10 protein-coding genes are annotated in these 15,844 nt (G+C 72.2%); 7 read left to right on the forward strand and 3 right to left on the reverse strand.

Going from position 1 to position 15,844, the window contains the following annotated elements:
* Positions 1-29 precede the first annotated feature (29 nt).
* The 4 genes from DB32_RS29755 (at position 30) to DB32_RS29770 (ending at position 9,732) form a co-directional block, all read left to right on the forward strand.
* On the forward strand, positions 30-3,071 hold the full coding sequence (locus tag DB32_RS29755; protein WP_169791603.1) for a POTRA domain-containing protein: 3,042 nt from the start codon (positions 30-32) through the stop codon (positions 3,069-3,071).
* Positions 3,072-3,600: 529 nt separating this feature from the next.
* A complete protein-coding gene (locus DB32_RS29760; RefSeq protein WP_053236032.1) occupies positions 3,601-6,177 on the forward strand; it encodes a DUF1592 domain-containing protein in 2,577 nt (858 codons plus the stop codon).
* Positions 6,178-6,191: 14 nt separating this feature from the next.
* Positions 6,192-7,580: a DUF1552 domain-containing protein gene (locus tag DB32_RS29765; protein ID WP_157069541.1), complete on the forward strand. Its 1,389-nt coding sequence runs from the start codon at positions 6,192-6,194 to the stop codon at positions 7,578-7,580.
* A 46-nt stretch (positions 7,581-7,626) separates the two neighbouring features.
* Complete coding sequence (locus DB32_RS29770; RefSeq protein ID WP_157069542.1) at positions 7,627-9,732, forward strand: laminin G domain-containing metallophosphoesterase family protein; 2,106 nt, start codon at positions 7,627-7,629, stop codon at positions 9,730-9,732.
* Here the strand turns inward: DB32_RS29770 and DB32_RS29775 are convergent.
* Entirely contained in the window at positions 9,716-10,669 is a 954-nt protein-coding gene (locus DB32_RS29775; RefSeq protein WP_053236035.1) for a HupE/UreJ family protein, read from the reverse strand. The genes DB32_RS29770 and DB32_RS29775 overlap by 17 nt on opposite strands.
* Positions 10,666-11,478 carry a peptidyl-prolyl cis-trans isomerase gene (locus DB32_RS29780; protein WP_053236036.1) on the reverse strand — a complete coding sequence of 271 codons (813 nt, stop codon included), beginning with the start codon at positions 11,476-11,478 and terminating at the stop codon, positions 10,666-10,668. Before DB32_RS29780 ends, DB32_RS29775 begins: the two co-directional genes overlap by 4 nt.
* A gap of 92 nt (positions 11,479-11,570) precedes the next feature.
* On the opposite strand from DB32_RS29780, the gene DB32_RS29785 reads away from it, so the two are divergent.
* From DB32_RS29785 to DB32_RS29795, 3 genes are read left to right on the forward strand one after another with little or no spacing between them, the layout of a single operon-like run.
* Positions 11,571-11,774 carry a hypothetical protein gene (locus DB32_RS29785; RefSeq protein WP_053236037.1) on the forward strand — a complete coding sequence of 68 codons (204 nt, stop codon included), beginning with the start codon at positions 11,571-11,573 and terminating at the stop codon, positions 11,772-11,774.
* A gap of 30 nt (positions 11,775-11,804) precedes the next feature.
* The gene (locus DB32_RS29790; RefSeq protein ID WP_053236038.1) at positions 11,805-12,119 is read left to right on the forward strand and encodes a DUF1844 domain-containing protein; all 315 of its coding nucleotides are present in this window, start codon (positions 11,805-11,807) and stop codon (positions 12,117-12,119) included.
* A 39-nt stretch (positions 12,120-12,158) separates the two neighbouring features.
* Positions 12,159-14,792 (forward strand): ATP-dependent Clp protease ATP-binding subunit, encoded by a 2,634-nt coding sequence (locus tag DB32_RS29795; RefSeq protein ID WP_053236039.1) that lies wholly within the window; start codon positions 12,159-12,161, stop codon positions 14,790-14,792.
* 6 nt (positions 14,793-14,798) lie between these two features.
* Here DB32_RS29795 and DB32_RS29800 read toward each other — a convergent pair whose 3' ends face one another.
* Positions 14,799-15,839 (reverse strand): hypothetical protein, encoded by a 1,041-nt coding sequence (locus DB32_RS29800; protein ID WP_053236040.1) that lies wholly within the window; start codon positions 15,837-15,839, stop codon positions 14,799-14,801.
* Between the last annotated feature and the right edge of the window lie 5 nt (positions 15,840-15,844).

Raw genomic sequence — 15,844 nt, forward strand, 5'->3', positions numbered from 1 at the left:
CCGGAAGCTCAGCGCGGTACGACGCCGTGGTGATCGTTCGCTGGTCGCTCCTCGCCTGCGTGTTGCTCGCGTCGGTGCTCGTCGCGCCGGCGCGCGCCGACGTGCCTTCGAGCCTCGCGGGACAGCCGATCGCCGAGCTGACGGTCGAGGGCGGCGCGACCGAGAGCGAGCTCGCCGCCGCGGGCCTCACGCGCGGCGAGCGGCTCGACCGGCGGCGCATCCGCGACGTGATCGCGCGGCTGCTCGCGTCGGGCCGCTGGGCCGACGTGCAGATCGACGCGACGCGCACCGACCGAGGCGTGGCCGTCTCGGTGCGCCTCACGCCGCGCATCGTGATCACGCGCATCGAGCTGCACGGGAACTCGGCGATCGACGACGACGAGCTGCGCGCGGCGCTGCGCGTGCGCGAGGGCGGCGAGCTCGAGCCGGGCGAATTGCCCGCGATGGCCGAGGCCGCGCAGGAGCTCTACGGCGCGCGCGGCTTCGTGCGCGCCGACGTGACGCTGCGACTGCGCGACACCGACGATCCCGCGCGCAAGGTGCTGCTCGCCGACGTCGTCGAGGGCGAGCCGGTGCGCGTGCGCGGCGTGGTGTGGGACGGTGCGGAGGACGCGCCGCCCACCGAGCGCGCGTGGGACGAGCTCGGGCTGCACGACGGCGACGTGCTCGATCGCCGGCGGCTCGAAGAAGGCGTGCGCCGCGTCGAGACGCGCCTTCGCGAGCACGGCTGGCTCGAGGCGAGGCTCGGCGAGCCCGCGCTCCAGCCCGCTGCGCAGGGCGTGGTGATCCACGTGCCGCTCGTGCTCGGGCGTCACTACCGCGTCGAGCTGCACGGCCACGCGCCGGTCGACGAGGACACCGTGAACGAGGTGCTGCACCTCGCGGACGAGGCGCTCGCGCCGCCGGTGATCAGCGCGGTGCGCGAGCGCATCGTCGAGCTCTATCGACGTCACGGCTTCCATCACGCGAGCGTCGAGATCCGGCGCACGCGCGATCCCGAGCGCATCGATCAGCCGCTCGCCGCGCTGCTCTCGATCGACGTCACGCCCGGCATGCAGCTCCAGGTGATCGGCGTCTCGTTCCCGGGCGCGTCGCACTTCGAGACCGACTTCCTGCGCGATCAGATCGACAGCTACCTCGAGGAGGATCTCCCCGCGCCCGAGCTCTTCTGGCCGGTCGACTCCGAGGTCGTCGATCGCATCGGGCTGAGCGGCCAGCGCGCGCGCGCGCGGCGTCAGGTGCCCGCGGACGTCGAGGTCGTGCCCGCGCGCATCTGGTTCGAGCCGACCTACGCCGAGGCCGCGTCGCACATCCAGGAGCTCTACCAAGCGGCGGGCTTCCTCGCGGCGCGCGTGGGCACGCCCGAGCTGCGCGAGCTCGAGGACGATCGCGCGGTCGTCGTGGTGCCGGTGTTCGAGGGCCCACGCACGCTCGTCTACGACGTGCGCGTGCACGGCAACGAGATCGCCGGCACCCGCGAGCTGCTCGAGGCCGCGCAGATCGCGCGCGGCGACGCGTTCGGCTACCTGCCGCTCGAGCAAGCGCGGCGGCGCGTGCGCGACCTCTACGCAGAGCGCGGTCATCTCTTCGCGCGCGTCGATCCCCAGGTGCGCTTCTCGCCCGACGGAGAGCGCGCGGAGATCGTCCTCGAGATCGTCGAGCGATTCCCGGTGCACGTCGGCGACATCCGCGTCGAGGGCGCGACCACGACCGACCTCGGGCTCGTTCGCGACGTGATCGCGCTGCGCAGCGGCGACCTCTATCGTCCTTCGCAGGCGCGCGACAGCGAGGAGCGCCTGCGCACGCTCGGCGTCTTCGCGAGCGTGAACGTCGCGCCCGCGGATCCCGATCTGCCGGAGCGCGTGAAGCCCGTCGTCATCACGGTGACCGAGCGCGATCCCCAGGTCGTCGGGCTCAGCGCGGGCTTCGCGACCGGCGAGGGCGCGCGTGGCACGTTCGAGTACCAGTACCGCAACCTGCTCGGCCTCGCGCTCACGCTCACGCTGCGCATCCAGCTCGCGTACCAGCTCTTCTTCCAGGACGACGAGCTGCGCGAGTCGATCACGGAGCTCAGCGCGCTGAACCGCCTCGAGCGCCGCGTGACGGTCGGCTTCGGAGTTCCCTGGATCCCCGGGCTGCCCAACGTGCGCGGCGCGCTCGACCTCGCGCACATCCGCGACAACGAGCGCGACTTCGGATACGACAAGAACGGCGTCACGCTCTCGTTCACGTGGGTGCCGGAGCGCGTCTTCGCGCTCACGCTCTCGGGCGAGATCGAGCACAACGGGATCCAGCTCTTCGATCAGCGCTCGCTCCAGGAGCTGCTCGAGGACGCGATCGAGCGCGGTGACGTGCGCGCCCAGCGCCTCTTGCGCGTCCCCCAGGGCAACACCGCGATCGGCAGCACGCGCCTCACGGGCTCGCTCGATCTGCGCGACAACCCGTTCACGCCGACGTCGGGCATCTTCGCGGCGGGCGGGATGGAGCTCGTGCACAGCATCGCGAGCGAGCAGCTCCCGCCGCAGGAGGGTCTGCCGCCGCAGCCGCCGTTCTTCTCGAACTTCCTGAAGCTCACCGCGGGCCTCTCGGGCTACGTCCCGATCGCCGAGGGCTGGGTGCTCGCGCTGCAGGCGCGCGGCGGCATCGTCGCGCACCTCGAGACGGGCTCGCAGACGTACCCGAACCGCGCGTTCTACATGGGCGGCGTCGACACGCTGCGCGGCTTCCTGCAGGACCAGGTGATCCCCGAGGATCAGGCGCGCCTCGTGCGCGAGAGCGGGATCGATCCCGTCGACATCACGCGCACCGGCGATCTCTTCTACCTGTTCCGAACCGAGCTGCGCTTCCCGATCGTCGACGCGCTGCAGGGCGGCATCTTCCTCGACGTCGGCAACGTGTGGGCGGTCGTGTCGAACGTCGACGAGCTCGCGGTGCGTTGGAGCGCGGGGCTCGGGATGCGCTTCGCGACGCCGGTCGGACCGATCGCGCTCGACTACGGGTTCAACCTCGATCGACGCGAAGATCTCGGCGAGCCGTTCGGCTCGCTGCACTTCTCGATCGGTCTGTTCTGACTCGGCCCACGATCGCGACGCCGCCCCGTACGCGTTCTCGTCCTCGTCGGACGTGCTCGTGCCCGCGCTCGGTCGTTCGCTCGGATCGGAAGTGCGCGGACGGCCTCCCGTTCATCGATTCGATGGAATCCCGCCCGCGGACGGCCTCCCGCTCATCGATTTGATGAAATCCGACCCGCCGACGGCCTCCCGCTCATCGACTTGATGAAATTCGACCCGCGCACGGCCTCCCGCTCATCGATTCGATGAAATCCCACCCGCGGACGGCCCTCCCGCTCATCGGTTCGATGGAATTCCGCCCGCGAACGGCCTCCCCGCCATCGAAGAGACGAGATGTCGAGGGCGCATGCGCGTCCCGGCGCGCCGATGGGCTCGCGTCGGTCGCAGGAGCCCGAAATGCGCCGCGGAGAGGGTCGCGTGACCCCAGCGCGATGCACCTACACGCGTGTTTTCCGAGCCGCGATGCGTGGCACGTCCGCTGCTCTCGCCCGCGGAGCGGCGCGCGCTCTGCGCATCGCGGAGGACGAGGATGGCCGTTCGCTCGAGCCCGCACGCGAGACGCCGCAACGTCGCGCCACCACGACGCGCACACGCGATCGCATCCTGGACGCTCGCGCTCGGCTGCGCGCTCGCCGGGTGCGAGGGCAACCTGTTCGACGGCCCGAGCGGTCCACGCGGCAGCTCGCGCCCCGACACGCCGAATCCGACGGTGCTGACGCCCGCGCCCGCGATGCTGCATCGGCTCACGCGCGCCGAGTACGAGCAGACGATCCGCGATCTCTTCCCCGCGGGCACGACCGTGCCCGGCGATCTGCCGAACGACACGCTGCTGCACGGCTTCAGCACCGTCGGCGCGTCGGAGCTCACCATCCCGCCGCTCGAGGTCGAGCAGTACGAGTCCGCGGCGAGCTCGCTCGCGACGCAGATGCTCGCCGATCCCGCGCGGCGCACGGCGTTCTTCGGCTGCGACGTGGCGAGCGAGGGCGAGCCCTGCCTGCGCGCGTTCGTCGTGCGCTTCGGTCGGCTCGCGTGGCGTCGCGCGCTCGAGCCGAGCGAGGTCGACGCGCTGATCGCGATCGCGACCGACACCGGCGCGATGCTGCGCGATGCGTGGCGCGGCGCGGGCTTCGCGCTGACGGCGATCCTTCAGTCGCCGCACTTCCTCTTCCGCGTCGAGCGCGGCGAGCCGGATCCCGCCGAGCGCACGCGGCTCCGCTACACGGGCTCCGAGATGGCGAGCCGACTCTCGTACTTCCTGTGGGGCAGCACGCCGGACGAAGAGCTGCTTCGCGCCGCCGCGGCGGGCGAGCTCGTGACCGAAGAAGGCCTGCGCGCGCAGGTGACGCGCATGACGCGCGATCCGCGCGCGACCGCTGCGATGACGCGCTTCTGGGGCGAGTTCATGCAGCTCGAGCGGCTCGACACGGTGAGCAAGGACCCCGAGCTCTTCCCGACGTTCACGCCGTCGCTGCGCGCGTCGATGCGCGCGGAGATCGACGGGATCTTCGCCGACGTCTACGAGCGCGACGCCGACGTGCGCGAGGTGTTCTCGACCGACGTGACGTTCGTCGACGCCGAGCTGGCCGCGCACTACGGGCTCCCCGCGCCGACCGGCTCCGAGCGCATGCGCGCCACGCTGCCCGCCGATCAGCACCGCGGTGGCGTGATGGGCCGCGCCGGCGTGCTCTCGATGTGGGCCCACGCGACGCTCACCTCGCCCACGTTCCGCGGCAAATTCGTGCGCGCGAACCTGCTCTGTCAGGACATCCCGCCGCCGCCGCCGGGCATCTCGACCGAGCTGCCCGAGGGCAGCGGCGAGCCCGAGACGCTGCGGCAGCGGCTCGATCGCCACCGCACCGATCCGGTCTGCGCGGGGTGCCACACGCTGATGGATCCGCTCGGGTTCACGTTCGAGCACTTCGATCCGGTCGGTCGCTTCCGCGATCTCGACAACGGCTTGCCCATCGACGCGAGCGGTGACGTCGACGGAGTCGCGGTCGACGGCGCGGACGAGCTCGGCGCCCACCTCGCGCAGAGCGAGCGCGTCGGAGCGTGCTTCACGCGTCGGTTCTATCGCTGGGCCTCGGGCCACCTCGAGACGCGCGGCGAGCAGGTCGAGATCGAGCGCCTCGCGCGCGAGTTCGCGAGCGCGGGGCACCGCATGAGCGCGCTGATCGAGCTCGTCGTGCTCTCGCCCGGCTTCCGCTACGCGAGCTACGCGCCCGGCGACTGCGAGGACGGCGAGACGCGCGACTGCACCAACGCGTGCGGCGCGGGCACGCAAGCGTGCGAGCGCGGCGCGTGGACGGCGTGCAGCGCACCGAGCGGGACCACCGAGACCTGCAACGCGGTCGACGACGACTGCGACGGCACGACCGACGAGGGCGTCGCGCGCGCGTGCACGACCGAGTGCGGCGCGGGCGTCGAGACGTGCGTCGCGGGGTCGTTCACCGCGTGCAGCGCGCGCACCCCGACGACCGAGAGCTGCAGCCACGCCGACGACGACTGCGACGGACGCATCGACGAGGGCTTCGCGCCGCAGTCGGTCTCGAGCACGTTCACCGCGCTGCGCGAGCACCATCCGATCTGCGACGGCGCGACCCAGCGCAGCGGCCTCGAGTGCAACGAGGCGATCCACGGGCTCTGCGGATCGGCCGCGGGCACCTGCGGATCGAGCGGCTTCGGTCCGGTCGAGAACAGCGGCGACGTCGCGCACGTCGCGTGCGTGAGCGCGACGCTGCGCACCACGACCTTCGCCGAGCTCGCGTCGCACCACGCGGGCTGCGACGGCGCGAGCGAGCGGCTCGGCATGCAGTGCAACGCCGCGATCCATCGCTACTGCGCGAGCGCCGGGCTCACGACCGGCTACGGCCCGGTGCGCGTCGCGGGCAGCAGCGTGACGGTCGCGTGCACGCCGGGCGCGGAGACGGTCGGCACGACGTACTCGGCGCTCTCCGCGATCCACGCGGGGTGCAACGCGACGTCGCGCATCGGCCGCGACTGCAACGCGGCGATCCATCGCTTCTGCGGCTCGCGCGGCGCGGTGAGCGGATACGGGCCGCTCGAGAACGGCGGCGACGATCTCCAGGTCGCGTGCGTGCGGTGAAGGGAGAGAGCGCGATGAAGAAGACCAAGTCTCTCTCGAAGACCGCGATGAAGCGCCGCACGTTCCTGCGCGGCGTGCTCGCGACCGGCGCGGCGGTGAGCGTCGGCGTGCCGATCCTCGACACGATGCTCGACGAGAACGGCGTCGCGTTCGCGGGCGGCGAGCCGCTGCCCGTTCGCTTCGGCGTGTGGTTCTGGGGCAACGGGGTGCGGCCCGAGCGCTGGACGCCGAGCGGCGCCGTCGACTGGACGCCGAGCGAGGAGCTCGCGCCGCTCGCGACCGCCGGCGTGAAGCCGTGGGTGAGCGTGGTGACGGGCTGCGAGATCAAGACCGCGACGCACCCGCACCACTCGGGCATGGCCGGCATCATGACCGGCGCGCACTTCCACCAGAACGGCAACACGCGCGACACGATCGTCTCGACGTTCGCGTATCCCTCGGTCGATCAGATCGCGGCCGCGCACTTCGAGGGCATGGCGCCGTTCCGCTCGCTGGAGTTCGGCATCACGCGCTTCCGCGGCACCGACGAGGGCACGAGCTTCCAGCACCTCTCGCACAACGGGCCGAACAACCCGAACCCGAGCGAGTACTCGCCGTCGCGCATGTACGCGCGGCTCTTCGGCGCGCCGGTCGACGCGCAGATCGATCTCGCGCGACAGAGCGTGCTCGACGCGGTGGGCCAGCAGATCCGCGCGCTCCAGCCGCGCGTGTCGCGCGCGGATCGCGTGCGCCTCGAGCAGCACTTCGACAGCGTGCGCGCGCTGGAGATGCGCCTCGCCGCGGGCGCGTCGACGTGCACGCCGCCCGAGAATCCGGGCGATTTCCCGGACGTCGGAGGTCGCGAGCCGATCGCCGATCAGAACCGCGCGATGAGCGATCTCTGCGCGCTCGCGCTGGCGTGCGATCTCACCCGATCGTTCTCGATGTTCTTCAGCACCGCGGGCTCGGGCGTGATCATGTGGCCGGTCGGCGCGAGCAACGGCCTGCACCAGATCAACCACGACGAAGGACCGCCGCACGACACGGTGCACGCCGCGACGGTGTTCACGATGGAGCAGCTCGGGTACTTCCTCGCGCGGCTGCGCGACACGCCCGACGCGGCCGGGAGCAACGTGCTCGACAACTGCTCGATCCTCGCGACGAGCGAGCTCAGCGAGGGCTGGACCCACAGCAACCGCGAGTTCCCGATCCTCGTGTGCGGCCGCGGCGGCGGCGCGCTGCGCGGGAACGTGCACCACCGCGTGGATCGCGAGAGCACGAGCATCGCCGTGCTCACCGCGCTGCGCGGCGCGGGCATCCCGGCGGAGTCGTTCGGCGTCGACGAGAGCTACACGTACAACGGCTCGAGCGTGTTCAGCCCGGGCCGCGCGACGACGGCGTACGGCGAGCTGCTCGCGGGGTGACCAGATCCTGATCGCGATGCGCGCCCCCGCGCGGAGCGATCGCTCCATGGACGCCGCAGAACGGCCTTTCTCGGCGCGTTCTGCGGCGTTCCTCGTGGCGCATCGCTTGCTCGACGACGCGCTCGTGCGTGCTCGCTTCCTCTGCATCCTCTCGGCGCTCGCGCTCGGCGCGTGCGGCGGTGACGTCGACAACCCACGCGGCGGCGACGGCGCGATCCCGGCGCGCGACGCGTCGGTGAGCGACGGCGGAACGCCCACCCAGGACGACGACGCCGGCACGCCGGGCTGCGAGGCAGCGCCTCCGGCACGCGCGCTCGCGTTCGACGGCACCGACGACGCCGCGTCGATGGGCGTCGCGCGTCCGCTCGGGCTCGCGCGCTTCACCGTCGAGGCGTGGGTGCGCCGCGACGGTCCGGGCGTCGCGGCGGGCACCGGCGTCGGCGGCGTGCAGGTCGTGCCGATCGCGGGCAAGGGACGCGGCGAGGACGACGGCAGCAACGTCGACTGCAACTACGCGTTCGGCTTCGTCGGCGACGTGCTCGGCGCGGACTTCGAGGACATGGCGACGGGCGCGAACCATCCGGTCGTCGGGCGGACGCGCGTCACGCCGGGCGAGTGGCACCACGTCGCGGTCACGTACGACGGCACCACGTGGCGCCTCTACCTCGACGGCGCGCTCGACGGCTCGGCGCGCGCGAACGCGACCCCGCGCGCCGACAGCATCCAGCACTTCGGGATCGGCACCGCGCTCGACTCGATGGGCCGCGCCGCGGGCCGCCTGCACGGCGCGGTGAGCGAGCTGCGGGTGTGGGATCGCGCGCGCACCGCGGAGGAGATCGCGAGCGCGCGCTTCGAGCGCGTCGCGACGGGCGAGGGCCTCGTCGGACGATGGGCGCTCGACGGCGACGCCGCCGACGCGATCGGCGATCTCGACGCGACGATCACCGGCGCGACGTTCGTCGAGACCGGCCCGGTGCTCGATCGCGGCCTTCCTCCGACGATCACCGGCACGATCCCGAGCGACGATCTCGCGGTCACCGGGAACAGCGTCGAGCTCAGCGTCGGCGCGACCGATCCCGAGGGCGACGCGCTCGACGTGACGTTCCACCTGCGCGCGCTCGGCGAAGAGGACGGGTTCACCGTCGTCGTGCTGCCCGACACGCAGTACTACACGGTCGACGATCGCAACCTCGAGCGCTTCTTCTACGACCAGACGCAGTGGATCGTGGACAACCACGACGCGTACGACATCCGCGCGGTCATCCACAACGGCGACCTCGTGAACAACGGCGACTCGCAGGTCTTCCAGTGGCGCGTCGCCGACCGCGCGATGACGACGCTCGAGGGCGCGCTGCCCGGGATGCCCGACGGAATGCCCTACGGCGTCGCGGTCGGGAACCACGACCTCAGCGTCGTCAGCCAGGTCGGTCCTGCGACCCGCTACAACGAGTTCTTCGGCGTCGAGCGCTTCGAAGGCCGCGCCTACTACGGCGGCCACTACGGCAGCACGAACGACGAGCACTGGTTCACGTTCTCCGCGGGCGGGATGGACTTCGTCGTCGTCGACATGAAGTTCGATCCCGAGCCCGACGCCGCGGTGCTCGCCTGGGCGCGACGCGTGCTCGAGACGCACCCCGATCACTTCGGCATCGTCAACGCGCACTACATCCTGAACAGCGCGGGCAACTTCGGGCCGCAGGGCCAGGCGATCTACAACGCGCTCCGCAGCGTGCGGAACCTGCACCTCATGACGTGCGGGCACATCAGCGCGGAGAGCCGTCGCAACGACACGTTCGAGGGGCATCGCATCGACTCGATGCTCGCGGACTACCAGTCGCGCGAGAACGGCGGCAGCGGGTTCATGCGCATCTGGGAGTTCTCGCCCGCCGAGGGCGAGCTCACGGTGCGCACCTACTCGCCGACGCTCGACCGCTGGGAGACCGACGCGAACAGCGAGTTCACGCTGCGCGTCCCGCTGCGCGGCGCGGGCGGCGTGTTCGAAGAGGTCGCGCGCGCCGAGCGCGGCGCATCTCCGGCGACGGCGACGATCGAAGGGCTCGAGCCCGGCCGCGTGTACGAGTGGTACGCGACGGTGCGCGACTGCGATCACACGGTGCGCACGCCGGTCTCGCGCTTCACGACCACGCCGTGAGCACGATCGCGAGCGTGCGATCGACGAGCCACATCGCGCCGAGCGCGCCCAGCGCGTAGCAAGCGAGCGGACGCGCCCGCGCGACGACTCGCTCGTCGCGCACGACCGTTCGGCCGATTCCGACCAGCAGGAAGACGAGCGCGACCAGCGCGAGCTGCCCGAGCTCCACGCCGACGTTGAACGCCGCGAGCGCGCCCACGAGGCCGCGCTCGGGCAGTCCGACCTCGCGCAGCGCGCCCGCGAACCCGAGGCCGTGCACGAGCCCGAAGAGCAGCGCGACGAGCCACGGCCAGCGCCGCGACAGCGTCGCGCGATCGTGCAGCGCCTCGCGCGCGACGAGCACGACGCTCCCGGCGATGGTCGCCTCCACCGGCGCCGAGGGCAGGCGCAGCACGTCGAGCGCCGCGAGCGCGAGCGTGATCGAGTGCGCGATCGTGAACGCGGTGATTGTGATCACGATGCGCCGCTCGAAGCCGACGAGCAGCACGAGCCCGAGCACGAACGCGACGTGGTCGAGCCCGAACGCGATGTGCTCGACGCCGATCGCGATCCACCGCGACCACGACGGGTCCCGCGCGAGCCTCACGCGCGGCTCGGCGCCCGTCGCGATCGCCTCGAGGTGCTCGCCGTCGTGCGTGCGCAGCGTGACCACCACGCGCGTTCGCGGATCGAGCGGGCCCTCGATCGCGATCTCGCCCGCCTCGAGCGCGCCGGGCTCGCACGCGAGGCGCGCGCCGTTCGCGTCGCACCCCGGGGGATACACGACGCGCAGCGATCCGTCGGGTGTGCGCGCGTCGACCGGTGCCGTCCACGCGACCGCGAAGTCACCGGGCGCGCGCTCGGCGATCGCGAGCACGCCGGGGCTCGAGTCGTGCGCACGAGCGCGCGCCGTGATCGCGATCACGATCGCCGCGACGCACCACGCGCGCACCGTCATCGCACCACCACGTCCCAGCGCTCGCGCAGCCGTGCGAGCTCGCGCGCGCGCGCCTCGATCGTGCGCTGCTCGCGCAGATCGTGGAGCACGTCCTCGCGCGCCGCCTCGAAGTCCGCCTCGCTCGCCGCGCTCCGCGCGTCGACGCGCACGACGTGCCACCCGAAGCGCGACGGCAGGAGCGCCCACGCGCCCTGCTCCATCGATTCGACCCCACGCGCGAGCTCCGCGCCGAAGATCTCCTCGAGCTGCGCGATCGTGCGCCCACGATAGCGGCGCCCACCGGAGAACGTGTCGCCGAGCCCGCTCGGCGACGCGCCCGCGATCACCTGCGCGAGCAGCGCCTCGGCGCGCGCCCGCGCGTCCTCGTGCTCGCTCGAGACGAACACCTGCGTGAAGTCGATGCGCGCCTCGTGCGCCCACTGCTCGCGATGCGCGGCGAAGTGCGCGCGCAGCTCGTCCTCGGTGGGCTCGCTCGCGAGCGCCTGAGCGTCGAGCACGTATCCCATGCTCGACGCGAGCCGTGAGCGGACCTGCGGATCGTCGCGATCGAGGCCGCGCTCGAGCGCCTCGCGGTAGAGGATCTCGTCGTCGATCCAGCGCGCCACGAGCGCCTCGAGCTCGGCCTGCGAGGGAGGCGCGCCGTGCGCGTGCTCCCACGCGTCGGCGAGCTCGGCGCGCACGCCCTCGTCGACCACGATCGAGCGCTCGCGCGTGTCCTCCGCGGCCCCGCCCGCCAGCGCGCGATCGAGCGCGAGCAGCGCCATCCCGAGCACGACGAAGTGCAGCAGCGGCTCGCGGAGCCAGGACATCGCCGCGAGAGTGCCACGTTCCGCGGATGGCCCGGTGTTTGACACGCGCGGCACGGTCCCTAGACTCGGCGGCCCGAGAGGAAAAAGCCCCGATGGCGTACAAGGACTTCCTGATCGACAAGCGCATCCTCCAGCGGAACATCGACAAGGGGCTCGTCGACGCGAAGCAGTACGACAAGCTGCTCACGTCGCTGCCCGACCGCGCCGACAACGCCGCGACCGCGGCCGTCGAGGACGAGCTCACCGACGTCGACGACATCGACGAGGGTGAGGACGACGAGGACGAAGAGGGCTGAGGAGCGCGCACGCGCGAGGCCGGGGGAACCATGTCGAACGACGACGATCGCGACATCGACGAGACCGGCCTCGCCCCGCTCCCGGGCGCCGAGGCCACGGCGCCGATCGACTTCACGACGTTCATCCTGTCGATGAGCACGTCGTGCATGATCCAGCTCGGTGAGATCCGCGACCCCGAGGGTCGCACCGCGATCGACCTCGAGTCGGCGCGGCACACGATCGAGATCCTGCAGATGCTCGACCGCAAGACCGAGGGAAACCTCAGCGGCGAGGAAGATCGGATGCTCGCCCACGTCATCGCGGATCTCCGCGAGCGCTACCTGGCGAAGCACCGCGGACGCTGAGGAACAGAGCCGCGAGGGCCGTTGTATGCTCTCGCCCTCATGTCGACGCTCACCCTCCGCCTCGAGGCCTACGACCGTGATGCGCGTGCCGTCATCGCCGCCGCGCAAGGCCTCGCCGACGAGCGCAAGAACCCCGAGGTGGAGCCGCTCCACCTGCTCTATCGGCTGATCGAGCGCAGCGAGCCCGTGCAGCAGGCCATTCGTCGCGCCGGGGTCGACCCGGTCGACGTGCTGGTCGAGAGCGAGGCGCAGCTCCGCCGGCTCACGAAGGTCGAGGGCGCGGTCGCGTACCTCTCTCCGCGCATGCTCGAGCTGCTCGGGCGCGCCGAGGGCGAAGCGGCGCGCGGCGGCGGCGTGCCGGTCGACGTGATGCACCTGCTGATCGCGTGCTCGCAGGACACCACCGCGGCGGTGAGCGGCGTGCTCAAGGCGTGCGGGCTCTCGGGGCCGGTGCTGCGCGCGACCGCGTCGGGCGAGACGCTGCAGCCGGCGACCGCGACCAACGGCCAGAGCGGCGCGTCGCGACCCGCGTCGAGCGGCGGCAAGGGCGACCCGCTCGAGCAGTACGGGCGCGACCTCACGCGGCTCGCGCGCGAAGGCAAGTTCGATCCCGTGATCGGCCGCGACGGAGAGCTGCGACGCATCCTGCAGGTGCTCGCGCGGCGCCACGAGAACAACCCGCTGCTCGTCGGCGAGGCGGGCATCGGCAAGAGCGCGATCGTGAACGCGCTCGCGATGCGCATCGTGCGCGGAGACGTGCCCGCGACGCTGCAGGGCAAGCGCCTGATCGCGCTGGAGACCGGCGCGCTGCTCGCGGGCGCGAAGCTGCGCGGCGAGGCCGAGGAGCGGATGAAGGCGCTGCTCGCCGCGATCCGCGATCGCGCGGGCGAGATCATCCTGTTCATCCCGGATCTCGGCGCGCTCGCGGGCGATCGCGCGCCGAGCGGCGCGGGCCAGCTGCTCTCGACCGCGCTCGGGCGCGGCGAGCTGAAGGTGATCGGGCTCGCGACGACCGACGGGATGCGCAAGGCGTTCGAGGCGGACCCCACGCTCTCGCGACGCTTCGTCGCGATCGCGATCGATCCGCCGACCGCCGACGAGACCATCGCGATCCTTCGCGGCGTGGTGCCGCGCTACGAGCAGGCGCACGGCGTGCGCATCGCCGATCCCGCGCTGCTCACCGCGGTGCGCCTCGCGCGTCGCTACGTGCCGGGCGCGCAGCTTCCGAAGGCCGCGATCGATCTGATCGACGAGGCCGCGGCGCGCGTGCGCGTGGAGATCGACGGCGTGCCTGCGGAGCTCGACGCGCTCGAGCGTCGGCTCGAGGCGCTCGAGATGCAGGCGCACTCGCTCGAGGACGACGTCGACGACGAGAGCAAGCGCCACAAGGCGCGCATCGACGCGGAGATCGCGCAGCTGCGCCCGAAGGCGAGCGACGGGCGCGCGCGCTGGGCCGCCGCGCTCGCGCGCACGAAGGAGGTGCGCGGCATCGAGCAGGAGCTCGAGGCGACGCGCAAGCAGTACGAGGACGCGAAGAGCTCGGGCGATCACGCGAAGGCGGGCGAGCTGCGCTTCGGCACGCTCCCGCTGCTCGAGAAGAAGCTCGAGGACGCGCGCGCACGCGCCGGTGCGATCGCGGGCGGCGGCGACAACGAGCCGCGGGTGCGCGATCAGGTCGTCGAGGCGGACGTGGCCGACGTGGTCGCGGCGTGGACCGGCGTGCCGGTGTCGCGGATGCTCGAGGCCGAGACCGTCAAGCTGCTCAGCATGGAGGACAAGCTCCGCGAGCGCGTGGTCGGCCAGGATCCCGCGGTCGCCGCGGTCGCGAAGGCGGTGCGTCGTGGTCGCGTCGGGCTGCGCGATCCCAAGCGCCCGATCGGCAGCTTCTTGTTCCTCGGTCCGACCGGCGTCGGCAAGACCGAGCTCGCGAAGGCGCTCGCCGAGTTCCTCTTCGACGACGAGCTCTCGCTCACGCGCCTCGACATGAGCGAGTTCATGGAGAAGCACATGGTGGCGCGCCTGCTCGGCTCGCCGCCCGGCTACGTCGACAGCGAAGAGGGCGGCTTCCTCACCGAGGCGGTGCGCAAGCGGCCCTACTCCGTGATCCTCTTCGACGAGATGGAGAAGGCGCACCCCGACGTCTTCAACATCCTGCTGCAGGTGCTCGACGACGGTCGCCTCACGGACTCGCGCGGTCGGCTCGCGTACTTCGCGGACACCGTGATCATCATGACGAGCAACGTGGGCTCGCAGGCGATCCTCGATCACGGCGAGGGCGTCACGCGCGAGGCGATCCGCGAGACGCTCGACGCGCAGCTGCGCAAGCACTTCCGCCCCGAGTTCCTGAACCGCATCGACGACGTCGTGATCTTCGATCCGCTCGGCAAGCACGAGCTGCGCGGCATCGTCGAGATCCAGCTGCGCGGACTGCAGAAGCTCGTCCAGGATCGCCGGCTCACGCTGAACGTGACCGACGCCGCGAAGGATCGCCTGACCGAGCTCGGCCACGAGCCCGCGTTCGGCGCGCGCCCGCTCAAGCGCGTGATCCTGAAGAACCTGCAGGACCCGCTCGCGGAGGAGATCCTGCGCGGCGGCTACCAGCCCGGCGACACGATCGAGATCGACGCGAAGGACGGCGCGTTCGTGTTCCACCGCCTGCCCGCGACGACCTGATCGCGGTCAGATCACGATCCCGAGCACCACGCGGATCGGGAACGCCCAGCCGGTCCAGCCGAGCGCGCGCTCGCGCGCGAACACGAGCTGGATGCCGCGGCCCACGAACGTCGCGCCGCCTTCGACGCGCACGAAGAAGCGGTCGACGATCGTCCACCGCGCCTGGAGGAGCAGCGACGCCTCGAACGTCGCGTCGATCGCCTCGCGCTCGACCACGTCGTCTTCCGTCGCGCTGCCGCTGCTCACCGCGAGCCCGGGCGTGAGCTCCAGCCGCGCCCCGAGATCGAGCGCGCCGAGCACCACCGCCACGTCGGCGAAGAGCGCGGCACCGGCGAGCGAGAGGCGCAGCGTGCCGTGCGACACGTCGCGCGCCGCGTGACGTAGCGAGAGCGCGAGCCCGGCGTGCGCGCGCAGCACGCTCGAGGCGAGCGCGATCGAGCCCTCGACCTGCCCTCCCGCGAGCACGTCCGCCGCGCGCGCTTCGATGGCGAGAGCGCCGCCGAGCGCGAGCTCGAGCCCTTCGATGCGCAGCGCGTCTCCTCCTTCGATCACCGGCGCGCCCGGCACGTCGAGCGCGCGTGCGCGCGGATCGACCGCGCGCTGCGCCGACGGCGCGACCGGATCCGCGATCACCTCGCCCTCCGCGATCAGCTCGTCGGGCTCGGGCACGACGACCTCGGGCGGCGCGCCCTCGCGATGCAGATCGACGAGCGCGATCGCGAGAGTGCGCGCGCGGTTCCAGCCGCTGACGTCGAGCAGGTCGATCACCCGCGCACGCGGCGCTCCGTCCGCGTCGTGCGCCTCGAGCACGATCGACGACGCGTCGGGCACGCCCTCGTCGCACTCGGCGCGCACGACGAGCCTCGCGTTCGCGTCGGTGGCGCGCACCACGTCGAGCTCGATCCCGAGCGCGCGCAGCTCCACCCGGACCAACGGCGCGAGCTGCTCGAAGCTCGCCCACTCCACCTCGCACGCCGGCACCTCGAGCCCGAGCGCGCGCGGCTGCGCCTGCGCGGTGTGGCCCACCGCGACGACGAGAGCCGCCACGACCG

The organism is Sandaracinus amylolyticus (genome assembly GCF_000737325.1).
Lineage (GTDB): Bacteria > Myxococcota_A > Polyangia > Polyangiales > Sandaracinaceae > Sandaracinus > Sandaracinus amylolyticus.

Bases quoted from the DNA above. Each gene is read 5' to 3' on its own strand.
- DB32_RS29760 (WP_053236032.1), top strand. From the start codon at position 3,601: ATGGCCGTTCGCTCGAGCCCGCACGCGAGACGCCGCAACGTCGCGCCA.
- DB32_RS29765 (WP_157069541.1), top strand. From the start codon at position 6,192: ATGAAGAAGACCAAGTCTCTCTCGAAGACCGCGATGAAGCGCCGCACG.
- DB32_RS29770 (WP_157069542.1), top strand. From the start codon at position 7,627: ATGGACGCCGCAGAACGGCCTTTCTCGGCGCGTTCTGCGGCGTTCCTC.
- DB32_RS29775 (WP_053236035.1), bottom strand. From the start codon at position 10,669: ATGACGGTGCGCGCGTGGTGCGTCGCGGCGATCGTGATCGCGATCACG.
- DB32_RS29780 (WP_053236036.1), bottom strand. From the start codon at position 11,478: ATGTCCTGGCTCCGCGAGCCGCTGCTGCACTTCGTCGTGCTCGGGATG.
- DB32_RS29785 (WP_053236037.1), top strand. From the start codon at position 11,571: ATGGCGTACAAGGACTTCCTGATCGACAAGCGCATCCTCCAGCGGAAC.
- DB32_RS29790 (WP_053236038.1), top strand. From the start codon at position 11,805: ATGTCGAACGACGACGATCGCGACATCGACGAGACCGGCCTCGCCCCG.
- DB32_RS29795 (WP_053236039.1), top strand. From the start codon at position 12,159: ATGTCGACGCTCACCCTCCGCCTCGAGGCCTACGACCGTGATGCGCGT.